At 42.9% G+C, this 15,026-nt stretch carries 13 protein-coding genes; 1 reads left to right on the forward strand and 12 read right to left on the reverse strand.

Features of this window, described 5'->3' with window-relative positions; all coding sequences use genetic code 11:
- Window positions 1-181: 181 nt before the first annotated feature.
- The 4 genes from D6855_RS13765 to D6855_RS13780 all read right to left on the reverse strand — a co-directional run bounded on the left by D6855_RS13765 (window position 182) and on the right by D6855_RS13780 (window position 4,924).
- Window positions 182-502 carry a hypothetical protein gene (locus D6855_RS13765; RefSeq protein ID WP_120742078.1) on the reverse strand — a complete coding sequence of 107 codons (321 nt, stop codon included), beginning with the start codon at window positions 500-502 and terminating at the stop codon, window positions 182-184.
- A gap of 270 nt (window positions 503-772) precedes the next feature.
- A complete protein-coding gene (locus tag D6855_RS13770) occupies window positions 773-2,602 on the reverse strand; it encodes a C1 family peptidase (protein ID WP_120742080.1) in 1,830 nt (609 codons plus the stop codon).
- A gap of 18 nt (window positions 2,603-2,620) precedes the next feature.
- Window positions 2,621-3,247, reverse strand: a complete 627-nt coding sequence (locus tag D6855_RS13775) for a C39 family peptidase (protein ID WP_120742082.1) — start codon at window positions 3,245-3,247, stop codon at window positions 2,621-2,623.
- Between the two features lie 18 nt (window positions 3,248-3,265).
- Window positions 3,266-4,924 (reverse strand): hypothetical protein, encoded by a 1,659-nt coding sequence (locus D6855_RS13780; RefSeq protein WP_120742084.1) that lies wholly within the window; start codon window positions 4,922-4,924, stop codon window positions 3,266-3,268.
- A gap of 134 nt (window positions 4,925-5,058) precedes the next feature.
- Between D6855_RS13780 and D6855_RS13785 the strand changes: the two genes are divergently transcribed.
- Window positions 5,059-6,087, forward strand: coding sequence for a 3-deoxy-7-phosphoheptulonate synthase (locus tag D6855_RS13785; protein WP_120742086.1), 1,029 nt, complete (start codon window positions 5,059-5,061; stop codon window positions 6,085-6,087).
- Here the strand turns inward: D6855_RS13785 and D6855_RS13790 are convergent, their stop codons facing one another.
- The 8 genes from D6855_RS13790 to D6855_RS13825 form a co-directional block, all read right to left on the reverse strand.
- Entirely contained in the window at window positions 6,088-6,981 is an 894-nt protein-coding gene (locus tag D6855_RS13790; protein ID WP_120742088.1) for a tyrosine-type recombinase/integrase, read from the reverse strand. It abuts the gene before it with no gap.
- Between the two features lie 26 nt (window positions 6,982-7,007).
- A complete protein-coding gene (locus D6855_RS13795) occupies window positions 7,008-8,300 on the reverse strand; it encodes a diaminopimelate decarboxylase (protein ID WP_199712455.1) in 1,293 nt (430 codons plus the stop codon).
- A gap of 64 nt (window positions 8,301-8,364) precedes the next feature.
- Window positions 8,365-9,042, reverse strand: coding sequence for a uracil-DNA glycosylase (locus D6855_RS13800; protein WP_120742092.1), 678 nt, complete (start codon window positions 9,040-9,042; stop codon window positions 8,365-8,367).
- Window positions 9,033-9,797, reverse strand: coding sequence for an imidazole glycerol phosphate synthase subunit HisF (gene hisF / locus D6855_RS13805; protein WP_120742094.1), 765 nt, complete (start codon window positions 9,795-9,797; stop codon window positions 9,033-9,035). Before hisF ends, D6855_RS13800 begins: the two co-directional genes overlap by 10 nt.
- A gap of 25 nt (window positions 9,798-9,822) precedes the next feature.
- The gene (hisH, locus tag D6855_RS13810; RefSeq protein WP_120742096.1) at window positions 9,823-10,440 is read right to left on the reverse strand and encodes an imidazole glycerol phosphate synthase subunit HisH; all 618 of its coding nucleotides are present in this window, start codon (window positions 10,438-10,440) and stop codon (window positions 9,823-9,825) included.
- 43 nt (window positions 10,441-10,483) lie between these two features.
- Window positions 10,484-12,853: a hypothetical protein gene (locus D6855_RS13815; protein WP_147368150.1), complete on the reverse strand. Its 2,370-nt coding sequence runs from the start codon at window positions 12,851-12,853 to the stop codon at window positions 10,484-10,486.
- Entirely contained in the window at window positions 12,850-13,668 is an 819-nt protein-coding gene (locus D6855_RS13820; protein WP_120742100.1) for a hypothetical protein, read from the reverse strand. Before D6855_RS13820 ends, D6855_RS13815 begins: the two co-directional genes overlap by 4 nt.
- 101 nt (window positions 13,669-13,769) lie before the next feature.
- Entirely contained in the window at window positions 13,770-14,672 is a 903-nt protein-coding gene (locus D6855_RS13825; RefSeq protein ID WP_120742102.1) for a chemotaxis protein, read from the reverse strand.
- Between the last annotated feature and the right edge of the window lie 354 nt (window positions 14,673-15,026).

Raw genomic sequence — 15,026 nt, forward strand, 5'->3', positions numbered from 1 at the left:
CTTTATAAACCGTCCATATTTTGTCCAAATTTAGTAGTTATCATATAAACATATCAGAAGTAACATACTTCTGACTCCCCCAACAAAACTTTTTTCATACCGGGTCAATCGGCTCCCCACTGATTGACCCCTCCTCCCAAAACTTAAGCACCCACGAGGTGCTTTTTCTTATGTTTGGAGGTTATGCTGGGATTGCTGCGCCTTCTTCAGTATCTGTCTCAGCTTCCATAACAGCTTCTATAGATTCCTTAGGCTCTTCAGAGAGCACCTGGTCAGTCTTCCTTGGACCACGAACCCCAAAGCTTCCATTATATCTGAGTTCCTTAAGAATCTTTCTGGTATTCTTAAGCTCTTTTTCTATATCAGCTGCAGCTGCACAGACAACAGTAGGAACTCCACTTCCGCTCATCTCAACCTTAAGGCCGGCGTCTTTAAGGGCCTTAAAGGCTTTAAGCTTGTCTGTTGTACTGATCTGTTCTAACTCTTTTTCGTTCTTATTCATATATCTTGTGCCTTTCTGTCTTTATAAACACAATATAGCATATTTTTGACAAAATTTCATTAGCTTAAAAAAATATTCAAAATAATGTTAAGTTTTTCCTTACCCTACCGATATAATTAGTGAGAATAAAAATTCTCACTCCCCCCAACAAAACTTTTTTCATACCTGGGCAGTTTAACTCCCCATTAAACTGCCCTCCTCCCAAAAAATCTTGTGAAAACACACATCCAAAAAAGAAGGTGCCCCTAAACACCTTCTTTTTTACTGTCCTTATTTATTTACTGTGTAGGCCTTCACAAAGAAGTCTTTGTCATCCTGCCTGACCATTGAGGCCCCGTCATCTGCTATATAATAGCTGTTACCACTTGCTTCATACTTATTATGGATACTGCCTACCAGGTTGTGCCACTCGTCGTAGTTGGGCTCACCCATCATATCTTCTGCTTCCTCAAATGGAAGTCTTCCTGCACTGGCAGGTCTTATCAGGATAAAGAACTTATCTCCCTTATATAGATTTACCGTCTTATCAAGCTCATAAGTGTGATAACCTGCGCTGATCGATGAGATCTTCTGTGAAACAGCCGGTACATCCTGTCCATCAAAGGTAATACCATCATCTGAAACATCAGGATTGATATAAATATCCAGATCATACTGCTGATAGAGGTCTATGCTCATAAGTCCTACAGCCTTAAGCTCCTGAGTTCCCGTAGCCTCATAGAGCATACCGTATGGATTAGTTGAGCTTGAATAAGCTCTCATCATATTCTCAGAGTCATCAAGGCAGCTCACGGCATTAGTCAAAAAGCCTGCACACTGATAGTTGTTGTCATACCAGTTGTCGTCATCTTTGGTAGCAACCTCATAAGATGCTGCATTGCTGACATTAACTGTCTCATCGTAGTAGGAAACGTAAAAGCATCCTTCCTTACCCGATCCTGTACCCCAGCTGTTCTTACAAAGCCATGCACCATCAGCTTCTGGCTGACCTCCAAAGTTTGAAGCGCTGTATTCATCATCCCATCCGATTATAAGCACTTCGTGATTGGCAGTTGCAGCAGGCTCTCCGCCAAAGGATGAATAGTTGTTGGTACTGTGATTCTTCCAATACTGGGAATCTGCGTTGATTCCAACTGTAGCTGATCCGTGCTCCATGATCATCTGCTTGACCAGTGTATTGTTGCCAAGCTTAGCCGGCATCTGATCAACGGACTGTACATGATAGATGCTTTCGTAAGCATCTGAAGGTTTATCCGTATTATCTGTAAATATATATTTAGCGCCATAGGTGCTCTTAAACTCGTCGTCTCCAGCCTCTGCTACAGGGCCCTTCCAGGCAGTGAGAATACTGATTACGAAATTAGTTACTCCTCCGCAATCAATATAGCCTGTATCATAGTCAAAGAGCCAGGCATCTGCTTCTCCGTCTCTGTTCACCAGCTCTCTGTAGTCCCCATCAATAGCTCCATTAAGGGAACCTGTGGCCTGATGAAGGTTATAATAAGCAAGATGCTTCTCAGAAAGATCAATGTCATCAATGCTCATATCATCATGGTGCTTAAGAAGGTCACTCTCTATTGCACCAAGGGACGCAAAGGTCCAGCACAGGGATGTATAGCCCTGATCTTCCACCGGAGTTATGTAGCACTTTCCGTCCACATCTCTGGAATCATATTTTGTAGGGATCTCTTTTTCCGAAAATGAATCGATATCTACCGGAATTACATCAGTAAAATCCGGGTTATTATAGAATGCGCCTATATCGCCATCTCCAAGGGAAACAGCTTCTGGCAAAAGAACTTTCCTTACAGCCTGAACATCGCTTGATATGGGGCTGTTACCAACATCAGAAAGAAGACTTGGCGGAGCCTGATTGCTACCAGATGTCGCACCTGCAGCTTCAGAAGTTTCCTCCTCTTGTGCAAGGCTTCCATCAAGAGCCTGAAGATCTTCATCCGCATTGTATTCCTGGCTACTGTCTTCTCTTCTTGAAGAGTTGCCAGATGTACCCTTGCTCCTCATGATAAAGAACAAGGCAATCAGCAGGATCACAACTACAGATATTACGATAATAATGGTATTACGTAGACTTTTTTTCACAGCAGCGCCCCTCTAAAGTCAAATGACAGTTGTGTTAAAGGATCCGAAAATTGACTGGGAAATATCTTTTGCAAAGGACTCATAGTCGATGTAGTGAATACCTTTTTTCCAGCCATCTATTACTCTGAGCATGGGAAAAAACTTATCTCCCACCTTCCAGATGCTGTAGCCACATACAACAACAGTGTGATCCTTGTAAAAGCCCCTTGCTATATTCATTATAACAGGTCTTCCTGCAGTTATTTCTTTAACTACGTGTTTTTCAAAACTCCAGACGTAGATTCCTCTGCATCTGGCCTTAATACCATATTCCTTGAAAGCCTCTCTGGTTATTCCGGCAATGAAAAAAGGGACTGTACCTCTTTTGTCAGTGTATCCATAAGCCTCTGCGATGTCTTCTACCAGCTTGTAGATCTCATGGATATCCTCCGGAATACCTTCGAGCTTTAGTATCTGTCTATAGTAATCAATAACCCTCGTGACTGCTACGACGCTGCAATTCCTTGTGCGCCTTCCGCTTATCTCTTCCATGGACATCTGATTCATGAGAAGGGCTCTTCCTCTTTTTACCAGAACGCCTTTCTCACCGTACTGTTCCATAAGATATTTAGAAATATTCTTGATACCGCCGTAGGGTTGCTTCATGGACTATAGTTTTCCTGATCAGTGATATTTATAAATCCTTCCGAACAAAAGAATGTATTCCTGATTGTCAGTACCTTCAATGCACAGAACTTCATCGTCGCCCCTGGCAAAGCTGAAGGTGTCGACATCAATATCATAAGCCTCTTCGCTTCCAGCTGTAGTTCCAACAGAATACAATTTCTTTTCCTTTATATAATAGCACTTTCCATCCAGCGGATTCCATTGCAAATTGAAAAGAATTCCGGTAACTCCCTCTGCAACTGGAACAGGTTCCTGACCTTCCGCTTTATAATAGATATGGTTGTCATTATAGAGGGTATACCACAGGTCCTTAAGATCTTTACTTGCTGTCTTGTAGTTCACGTACTGATTCTCCACTGTAACAGCTGTAGGTACCATATTGGTTCCGTCGTAGTCTGCCCTGTAGAGAATGCTGTCATTGGTATAGTAGCTGGCTGGGCCATTTGCAGTGATGGCTGCGTTGATACCATACATTGCCTTATCTGATGTTGCTACCGGGAACACAACAGGAGTCTCGCCCTTGAGTGCGTAATAGTTGGAGTAATCATCAATTAGGAGCACATCAGATAAGCAATCAGTATCTACTATATAATGATTGTAGTATCTGCTTGGCTTCTGATAGCTGGTGTTGCAGATGGTGTAGTTCATATATGAGCTGTCAAACAAAGTGATGGTGGATTTATCCCCAGCTTTGTAGTACTTGATCTTCCCTGGCTCTTCAAAGAATATCTCTCTGCAGTCCCTGTCAAAGAAACAGGTATATGCGTACTCTTTGCTGATCTTGGTATCCTTGCCCCTATAGTAGCAGTAAACCCCATCGCTCTCATCCATGGATTCGTAGAATACTGTGTCCCCTGTATTGGATACAGCAATAGGTGATATTCTCTGATTACTTTTAAGTACAATTGGCTCACCACCTATAGAGCTTACACATAGCTCTTTTACCGCCCTATAATGGAAGTAAGCTACAGTCTGACCGTCTGGAGAAATGGCAACGTTATCGATTGTGGTCTCTCCCACCTTGGTAGCTTCACCCTTTTCTACGTCATAGATGTAGATATCTCTCATGAAGTCGCCGCCTGACTTGGTGTAGTAAAAAAATCCGCCCTCATAGCACATACCTGCGCTCTGAACATTCTCTTCAATCACAGTCATGTTAAGATCTGCATCTAAGTAGTAAAGCGTAGTTTCATCAAGAAATACTGCCTCAGAGCGGTCTACATCCATGGAGAGTGCAAGCTGATACAAATCATCCTCGTAGAACTCATCGATAACTTTTCCATTTGAATTGTAGATATAGCAACCAGCAGTACTGATAGTTGTACCAGTGTAGTTCCTGGTGCTCTGAGACTTGTAGGTATATGGCTGTGTCTGAACCACCTGCTCATAAGAACTTGGATTATCGCCTACAACATCAGTAACAGTCTTGTCATCAGGGTCAGTAAGGTCAACTACCTTCTCATCAGGATCAGGAACTTCTGGTTTCCTGTTTTTTGTAAGATCTATTCCCAGCTTATCCATGGCAACCTCATTGAATTTCTGGTCAACCTCCGGATTAACAGCAGTAACAAACTTGTATCCTACACCAGTTGATACAAACATTAAAAGCGCAATGGCGATCCCAATAAAAACACCGCCTCTGTTCTGTCCTTTCATTATAAAAACTTACTCTCCTAATTTCTTAAAATCCTTGTATAATCAAACTAGCACATTATATAACAAATGTATTTACTTTTCCAGTTTAAAGTGCTATAGTAAACCACGACTGTTAAATAGATGGAGGAACAAATATGTCTTTCGATTATATACAAAAGCTCCCAACACCTGAGGAGATCAGATCAGAATTCCCCCTTAGCAAAGAGCTTTCAGAACTCAAGAGAAACAGAGATGCCATGATCTCTGATGTATTTACAGGTAAGAGCGATAAATTCCTTGTTATTGTTGGCCCATGTTCTGCTGACAACGAGGATGCTGTCTGCGACTACGTATCAAGACTTGGAAAACTCAACGAGAAGGTTAAGGACAGACTTATCCTTATCCCAAGAATCTATACCAACAAACCACGTACAACAGGCGATGGCTACAAGGGAATCACTTCTCAGCCAGATCCTGAAGGCAAGACAGATTTCAGAGCTGGTCTTGTTGCCATGAGACACATGCAGATCAAAGCTATTGAAGAGTCTGGCCTTACAGCAGCTGATGAGATGCTCTACCCTGAAAACTGGGGATATATTGCAGACATTCTCTCATACGTTGCGATCGGTGCCCGTTCCGTTGAGGATCAGGAGCACAGAATGACTGCCAGTGGTTTTGATGTTCCTGCAGGAATGAAGAACCCTACAAGTGGTACTCTTTCAGTTATGCTTAACTCCGTTTACGCTGCTCAGCAGCCTCACACCTTTGTGTACAGAGGCTACGAGGTTTCAACCAATGGTAACCCTCTTGCTCACTGCGTACTCAGGGGTTCCAGCAACAAGCATGGTCAGTCACTTCCTAACTACCACTACGAGGACCTTAGTCTCCTGCTTAAGCTCTATGAACAGCGTGAGATCGTCAATCCAGCTGCCATCATTGATGCCAACCACAACAACTCCAACAAGCAGTTCAAGGAGCAGATCCGTATTGTAAAAGAGGTACTTCACTCAAGGAATTTAAATCCAGATATCAAGAGCCTTGTTAAGGGCGTAATGATAGAGAGTTATATAGAAGAAGGTTGCCAGAAGATCGGCGAAGGCGTATATGGTAAATCTATTACAGATCCTTGCCTTGGCTGGGAAGACACAGAGAGGCTCCTACTGGAGATCGCAGAGACCTGCTGATCAGTTTCTAATACGAGCCCACTCGTATGGATCCTTGGATCTTGTATTTTTACCCATATATCTTGATATAGTATTGCTGTCGGAATAACCCATAAGCTCCTGAACAGATGTGGCATCAGCGCCATTATCTACCAGGTGCACAGCAAAAGAATGACGAAGTGTAAAGGGCGTGATATCAGAATTGATACCCGCCTTTTTTACGTATACTTTTATGAGCTTCCAAAGTCCCTGTCTGCTCATAGGCTGGCCGTTGCAGTTAAGAAACAGTGTATTGTCATCTTCCTCATCTGCCAGTAGCTCTTTTCTCCCCTCTAAGAGATAGCTGGACATAGCATCCCTTGCCATCTTGCCAAAGGGAATAAGCCTTTCCTTTTCACTCTTTCCATTTCTCTTTAGCTTAAGACAGCCTATACGAAGATCAACGTCAGAAAGCTTTAGGCCTATTACTTCAGAGGCCTTTAGTCCCGTTGCATACATAAGCTCCAGGATTGCCTTATCTCTTTTGCCCTTGGCATCATCTGTAAATCTCTGAGAAAGCAGATTCTCTATTTCCACTGTTGAAAGAACTCTCACTTCGCTCTTCTCGATCTTAGGGTTTTTGAGGGTCTCCGCGGGATTCTCATCGATGTTGCCATTTTCCAGCATGTAACGGAAAAAATTCTTGATAGATGTGTTGTGCCTTGATATGGAAGAAGGAGCAAAATGCTCCTCCCGTAGGCTAACACAATAATCAAGAATCTTGTCCTCTGTTATCTCTTTGGGCTCAGTAATACCCCTCTGGTTCATATAGTTCTTCATTCTAAGAAGATCTCTTCTATAGGAAAGAAGGGTATTATTTGAAGTCTTTTTTACATCTCTCAGATAATCTATGAATTCATCAATCTGCCTGTCCATAACAGTCCCCAACCAAATCAGATTTTTTACTCAACGCCCTCTTCATCCATGATAGAGCTAAGCTTATCAAAAACATCCAGCTGATCTAAGGTTGCAAAGTAGTCTCTTGGTGTTTCTGCTCTTCTGATGAGTTCTACAGATCCGTCCTTCTTAAGAAGAAGCTCTGCACTCTTAAGCTTACCATTGTAGTTGTAGCCCATAGCATAGCCATGTGCTCCAGTGTCATGGATATAAAGGTAATCGCCCTTATCGATCTTAGGAAGATTTCTCTCAATAGCAAACTTATCGTTGTTCTCGCAAAGAGAACCTGTCACGTCATATACATGATCAAGAGGAGCATTCTCTTTTCCAAGGACCGTAATATGGTGGTAAGCGCCATACATTGCAGGACGCATAAGGTTTACTGCGCAGGCATCAACACCGATGTACTCCTTGTAAATGTGCTTCTCATGGATAGCCTTGGTAACAAGAGCACCGTAAGGACCCATCATGAATCTGCCCATCTCAGTATAGATGGCAACATCTCCCATTCCTGCTGGAACAAGGATCTTGTCATACTGCTCGTGAACACCCTTACCAATCTCAGCAATGTCATTGCCAGTCTGGTCAGGCTTGTAAGGAATACCAACACCTCCTGAGAGATTAATGAATGCGATCTTGGCTCCAGTCTCTTTTTCAAGCTTAACAGCAAGTTCAAAGAGCTGTCCTGCAAGAGTTGGGTAATACTCGTTAGTTACTGTGTTGCTGGCAAGGAATGCGTGAATACCAAATCTCTTGGCACCTTTCTCCTTGAGGATCTTAAAGGCCTCAAAGAGCTGGTCTGTAGTCATTCCGTATTTTGAATCACCAGGGTTGTCCATGATACCGTTGCTCATCTGGAAAACTCCGCCTGGGTTATATCTGCAGGAAATTGTCTCTGGAATCTTGCCAATAGTCTCTTCCAGGAACTTAATATGTGTGAAATCATCGAGGTTTATGATGGCACCAAGCTTGTCAGCATATACGTACTCTGATGCAGGAGTGTCATTAGATGAAAACATGATATCTTCACCTGAAGCACCAACTGCATTTGAGAGCATAAGCTCTGTCATAGATGAACAGTCAAAGCCGCAGCCGCAGCTCTGTAAGATCTGTAGAAGTTTTGGGTTAGGAGTTGCCTTAACCGCGAAATATTCTCTAAATCCCTTATTCCATGAAAAGGCTTCATATACAGCCTTGGCGTTATTGATGATACCTTCCTCATCATAGATGTGAAATGGTGTAGGATACTGTTTTACTATCTCTTCTACTTTTTCCTTGGTAACAAACGGTTTTTTCATAACTTCCTCCTGATGCTTAAACATATTTCACACTTTAACACAGCAAAGCATCATTTTGCAATAGTTAAATATTCTCAATCTGCCAATCGATGGGGGCTACACCATTTTTCGTTAAGAATTCATTGCACTGACTAAAGTGTTTACAGCCAAAGAATCCCCTGTATGCAGATAATGGACTTGGATGAGGTGCCTTGAGAACAAGGTGCTTGGGATTATTAAGCATTGGGATCTTCATCTGTGCTGGTCTTCCCCAGAGCATATAAACCACTGGTCTGTCCTGTTCATTGACCGCCTTGATGATAGAGTCAGTAAACTGCTCCCATCCCTTGCCCTGATGGGAATTGGCAGCATGTGCCCTTACTGTAAGAACTGTGTTAAGAAGCAGAACTCCCTGATCAGCCCATTTCTTAAGATACCCATTATTTGGAATGTAGCATCCAAGGTCCTCATGGAGCTCTTTATAGATATTTACAAGTGAAGGCGGCGTATCAGCCTTGCCTGGAAGTACAGAAAATGAAAGGCCGTGGGCCTGTCCCGGTTCATGGTAAGGATCCTGACCAAGGATCAAAACCTTAACGTCCTTAAGAGGAGTAAAATGCATGGCATTAAAGATGTCCTCTGAAGGCGGATAAACAACATTAGTGCTGTACTCATTTTTAACAAACTCGTAGAGATTCTTGTAGTATGGCTTTTTGAACTCTCCTCCGACAGCCTCAAGCCAGTCCCCGGTTATCATGCCCATCTTACTGGCACTCCTCTCTCACCTAAGTATTTTTTGACCTCTGAGATCTCAAGTTCTTTAAAGTGGAAAAGAGATGCTGCAAGAGCCGCATCAGCTTCTCCATCTGTCAAAGCATCGTAGAAATGCTCAAGGGTTCCAGCTCCTCCGGAAGCAATAACAGGTACAGAGACAGCTCTTGAAACCGCTCTTGTAAGCTCTATGTCGTAGCCAGCCTTGGTACCATCGCAGTCCATGCTGGTTAAAAGAATCTCTCCAGCCCCAAGCTCAACTCCCTTTTTTGCCCATTCTACAGCGTCAATTCCCATGTCGATCCTGCCGCCGTGCTTGTAGATATTCCAGCCACTGCCATCTTCTCTTCTCTTGGCATCGATAGCAAGAACGACGCACTGACTTCCAAACTTATCTGCAGCTTCTGCAATAAGCTCTGGTCTGTCTATGGCTGCAGAGTTGACGGAAACCTTATCAGCGCCTTCACGAAGGATTGCCCTGACGTCATCAACTGTTCTTATTCCGCCGCCAACAGTAAAGGGGATGAATACCTTTTTTGCCACCTCTCTGACCATCTCTGCCACGGTAGCACGCCTCTCGTTGGAAGCAGTAATATCAAGGAAAACCAGCTCATCAGCGCCAGCCTTGGAATAGGCCTCACCAACTAAAACCGGATCACCTGCATCTATCAGATTAACGAAATTAACACCTTTAACTACCCTTCCACCATTGACGTCCAGGCAGGGAATGATTCTTTTTGTAAGCATACTCTCTACTCCTCTTATGTAGTGATCAGACCTCAAGGAAATTCTTAAGTATCTGCATTCCAACCTCAGCGCTCTTTTCCGGATGGAACTGGCAGGCAAATACATTGCCACATTCAACCGAAGCATCCACAGTTACGTTGTAGTCTGTTGTTGCCTTGACTATGCTCCTGTCCGCTGCGCTTACGTAATAGGAATGGACGAAATAAACAAATGCTCCGTCATCTATTCCCTTAAAGAGTCTCCCCTCTCCGTGGAATTTAAGACTGTTCCAGCCTATCTGAGGAACCTTGTAGTGGTTGCCACTTGCATCCACATCCGGAATAAGCGGCAGATTACCACGCAAAATGCCCAGGCCACTAACTCCCTTTGACTCATCACTTGAATCAAATAGAAGCTGCTGACCCAGGCATATACCTAGAAAAGGAGTATCCTTTTTTGTCACTTCTTTAATTATATCTTCGAGACCATACTCTCTGATACGGCCCATAGCATCACCAAAAGCGCCTACGCCAGGAAGGACCACGCGATCGGCCTTCATGATCTCTTTTGCATCCCTTGTAACCACAACCTGGCTTCCAAGATACTCAAAGGCCTTCTCTACACTCTTGATGTTACCTGCATCATAATCGATTATCGCTACCAATTTGCATCTTCTCCCTTATGTCGGTATCGATGCTCCTTGGTCATTATGACTCCAGCGTTCCCACTATTTCCATGAGCCTGATAGTATAATCTCTATCCTTCTTGATAGAGTTGATCTCAGCAATATCAGATTCTGAAAGACCATAACTCTCTGAAAGCAACGATTCTATACTATCGTACACGCTATTAACTTCAATTTCAACACTATACTTGGCTGCTTCATCCAGAAGATCCTCTCTGTTACGCATTGCCATAAGCAGCATATCAAGAGCTTCTTCCTTCATATTCATAGCTGTATAGTTCTCATAGCCATCAAGATATCTCTGGGCCCAGGCAAGGACTCTTGACTGCTCGTAGATAATAGTCTCGTCCTCTGTAAGGCTCTTTCCGTATAGCATCTTGTATGCTGTCGTGTACTCTCTGTGGGTATAAGCTGTTGTAGCCCTCTCCGAAGCTATTCTGTCAGGAAGTACCAGTGTCGGGATCAGGAAAAGAATTCCCAGGCTGGCTGCAAATATTCCTGAAAGAGCAATCTTCTTAGGTGAAATAGCCTTTTCCGGAGGTCCTTCTTCCTTAGGAGGCTTTGGCTTTTTCTCCTTCTTGGGCTTTGGAGGCTTCTTCTCTTTTGGTGGCTTTTCCTTCTTTGGCGGCTTTTCTTTCTTTGGCTTTTTCTCTTTCTTAGCCTTCTTTTTCTTGCCGTCGCCCTCTTCTCCAAGTTCATTAAGAACCTGTTGGTTCTCATCAGTCAGACTTGCAAGGCCTTCATTTGCAGGCTCTTCATCCTCCTGAGTGAGAGCTTCAAGAAGCTTTGCAAAGAAGCCCTTCTTCTTTTCTTTTTTATCCTTCTTGCCCTTTTTGCCGGTGTCTTCCTCTTCTTCTGAATCACTGCTTCTGTCAGGAATAGAAGCAAGATCCTCAAGGGAAGGCTCCTGTCCGAAGTCTCCAAAACCATCCTCGGTAAGGGCACTTAAGATATCTTCTTTAGGAATCTCTTCCTCTGCTGGAGCACCTGCAGGTTCATCCATCTTGACAGAATTCTCGATATCCTCGATCTCATCGTTGGCAAGTGAATTCATAAGTGCATCGAGGTCTTGCATGGATACTTCTTCAACTTCAGAAGAAGATTCAGCGCCCGTATCAGCAGGAGCATCTGCCAGCGCAGCTATCTCTCCATCCACAGCCGCATCATCAGCAGCATCACTGGTTAAGAGATTATCCAGACTGGCTTCCATATCTCCAAGATCAAATTCGTCTCCAAGGGAATCCAGTGATATCTCTTCAGCTGTACCGCCATCTGCAGCGGTTTCTGCTTCAGCCTGAGGCTCTTCCATAGGAACATCAACAGTATCTTCAGTAAGAGCCATATCACCTATAACATCTTCAAGGCTCTCAACTGGTGCACTTTCGCCCTCTTCAGACAGACCACTCATAGCTGAATCCATCTCTGCCTCAAGGTCTGCCAGAGACATATCATCGAGGTTGAAATCATCAGCTGCTGACTCAGCTGGAGCTTCTGGTGCTTCTGAAGGTTCAGGAAGTGGCTTGCCACTAAGAGCTGCGTCAATCTCTTCCTGGGTCATACCAGCACTTAACGCACCCAGATCAACAGGTTCTGCTGCTTCTGGTGCTGCTTCTGGTTCTGGTTCTGGTGTCTCTTCTAAGATCGGAGCCATATCGGGATCATCAGCCATATTATCAAGGACGTCGCTAAGACTGTCCTGAACTGATTTCTCGTCAGGTGCCATGAGGTTTTCTTCAGACATCTCATCAAGAAGGTCAGTCAAGATCTCCTCTGGTGTTTCATTGGCATCTGAACTGGTCTCTTTTTCCAGCTTGATCTCATTATCCTCCGGAAGCGAAACCTCCGGAGCCATCTCTAAAAGAGCGTCATCGCCCTCCTCAATATCTACTATCGGTTCGCTGACAGGGATCTCAACCTGTGGTTCAGGTTCAGATGCCACCTCTTCCTGTGGTGCTGGCTCTTCTACCGGAGCGTTGTTAAACTTGCCACTTTGGATCTCAGCATCAAGTCTCTCTGCGTCAGCAATAGCCTCGTCAAGCGCTATCTCCTCAGGATCTCTCACGTCATCAATGCCAGGATCGTTACCTATTGTAAACTGAGGTATTGCTGAATCTGTAGGAGTTTCAATATCATCCAAAAGATCAGCCATCTTCTCATCTACAAGTACGTTATTATCAAGCCTTCCAAGCATATCACCGATCTCAGCAAGGTCCTTATTGCTACCATTTGCGTTTTGTACAAGCGCACTAATATCCCCTGAGTCGTCATCAGCTGACAAACCAGAGGAATGCTTTGCAGACATCCTGCTAAGTGCAGATTGAGGATTGCTACTATTCGATTTTTGGGCTGAATCTAGCAGACTGTCGAGATATTCTTCGTTATTCGACTTCATAGCCCTTCACTCTCCTGCAAAATATAGTTTACTGAATTCATTTTAATTGAATCAGTTTTTTCTTTTATTTCAGGGGTATGGTGATACAGCTTCTCATGAACCCTTATAAGATGAGCTTTGTCGTTTACAAATACTACCTTCTCAAAAGGCCATCTTATTACAGTTGGATAATTCAGGGATACGCCCAGCTCAAGAAGCAACAGGCTTTTCCCCATTGTGTTTGATAAGAACTGAGTGTACATGCCCCAATTCTCGAGGTAAGCACTCTCGTTATATTTAATATTACTATATTCCAGGCGTTTTTGGTTAAGAAAAAGATTTTTTCCATCCTGAAATGGCTTGGCAAAGTTCTCTTCCCCAGTCAAATGGCCATTCTTCTCAGTAATTATCTTGTGTATCTTATCAACAAGAACGTTAAAATCCTCGGTAATGGTGACATCTAAGAGATTATCATTCTCATCTGTAGTCTGCAGATATCTGTAATTGCCACAAGGATAAACGCTGTACTTCTCATCAAAACCGTTTAAAAGGGCGTCGTGAATAAATATCTCAGAAATAAGAAAGTACGGCTTATTGCCAATGAGCTTCCTAAGCGCCTTGTAGGCCTCGTCAATCCTGTCGTCGTTATTGTAATAGCCGTACTCAAATTCGATAATCGGAAGAAGCCACTTATTGCTGTCTTCTTCGCAGAATGCGATAAGCTCCTGGTATCTTTCATCCCCTTTAATACCAGTACTTATCCAGTCCCACTCGCTACCAATAGCGACAATTATCTGGTCGTATTCCCCTATGACCTGTGATAATCTTTTTTCCATACTGATCACTTTCGCTTTACAAAAAATACTCCCCTCACCAAAGCAGTCATTGAAAACGTGTTTCATAACCGAGAGGCAAAGGGAGTTAAAGTCAAAATATATTAGCCTTCAGAAGCGTTTACAAGTTCATCAATTACTGAAACAAGGTTTCCGATCTCTGGCTTGGACAACTGTCTGTCAGCTCCAAGGGATTCTCCCTTTCTCCTCATCTCTTCATTAACCAGTGATGAGAAGATTACAAGTGGAATATCCTTGGTTGCGTCATCGCTCTTTACAAGCTTGGTAAGCCTGTGCCCATCCATGATAGGCATCTCAATATCAGTTATAATGCATTTGATCTTATCAAGTTCGCCTCTATCCTTGCAGGCCTTAATGTAATCATATGCAAGTTTGCCGTTCTCAAAGTGTCTTACGTTATTATAACCAGCTTTATTGAGAGAATCTACAATAAGCTTATTAAGAAGCTGTGAATCCTCTGCAAGAACGATAGGTACCTCGTTTCTGTTACGAGTTCCAATATCGCCAAGAGAATCCATATTAAGACCAGTATTAGGATTGATATCTGATACGATCTTCTCGAAGTCGAGGATGATGATCAGCTGATTCTCAAACTTGATGATACCAGTAGAGATACTCTCCTCAGCCTTTGAAATTGTAGCGTTAGGCTTAATGATATCTGCCCATGATACTCTGTGGATACCAACTACAGAGTCTACGTGGAAAGCGATATCCAATTTATTGAAGTTAGTGATAATGAAAAGTCCGCCTGCCTTAGAAGCACCTCTCTGCAAGCAATTTCGCAGATCGATAGCTGTGATCATAGTATCACGTGGCATAAATATACCTTCGATACTAGGATGGGCGTTAGGTACAGGAGTTACCTCCTGATAAACGATAATCTCCTTGATCTTAGCAACGTTGATGCCATAGCAGTGGTCATCAATCTTAAACTCAAGGACTTCCAGTTCGTTGTTACCACTTTCAAGCAGGATTTTTGATTCCATTCTCTCACCTCGTGTAAAAATAAATTTTTGACTGACAATCAAAGAAAAAAATACAAGAAATCGATAGAAATTAATTAAAATATCCTTATTCAGTATATCATAATTTTCTGAAAATAAATACATAAAAACAAAAAAGACGGGCATTTGTCCGTCTTTTTAGATTTGATTTATAAGTTTTTTATAAATTTTGTATTTCGTTTAAATTTTTATTCAAAATTGTACTTTCAAAACCGAACACTGAAATTATCTAATGATCACTTTTCCTATCTTTGCTTTATTGGATAAGCCCTCGACCTATTAGTACACATCAGCTGAACATGTTACCATGCTTACACCTTGTGCCTATCTAACCTC

Source organism: Butyrivibrio sp. CB08, assembly GCF_003625485.1.
Classification (GTDB): Bacteria; Bacillota; Clostridia; order Lachnospirales; family Lachnospiraceae; genus Butyrivibrio.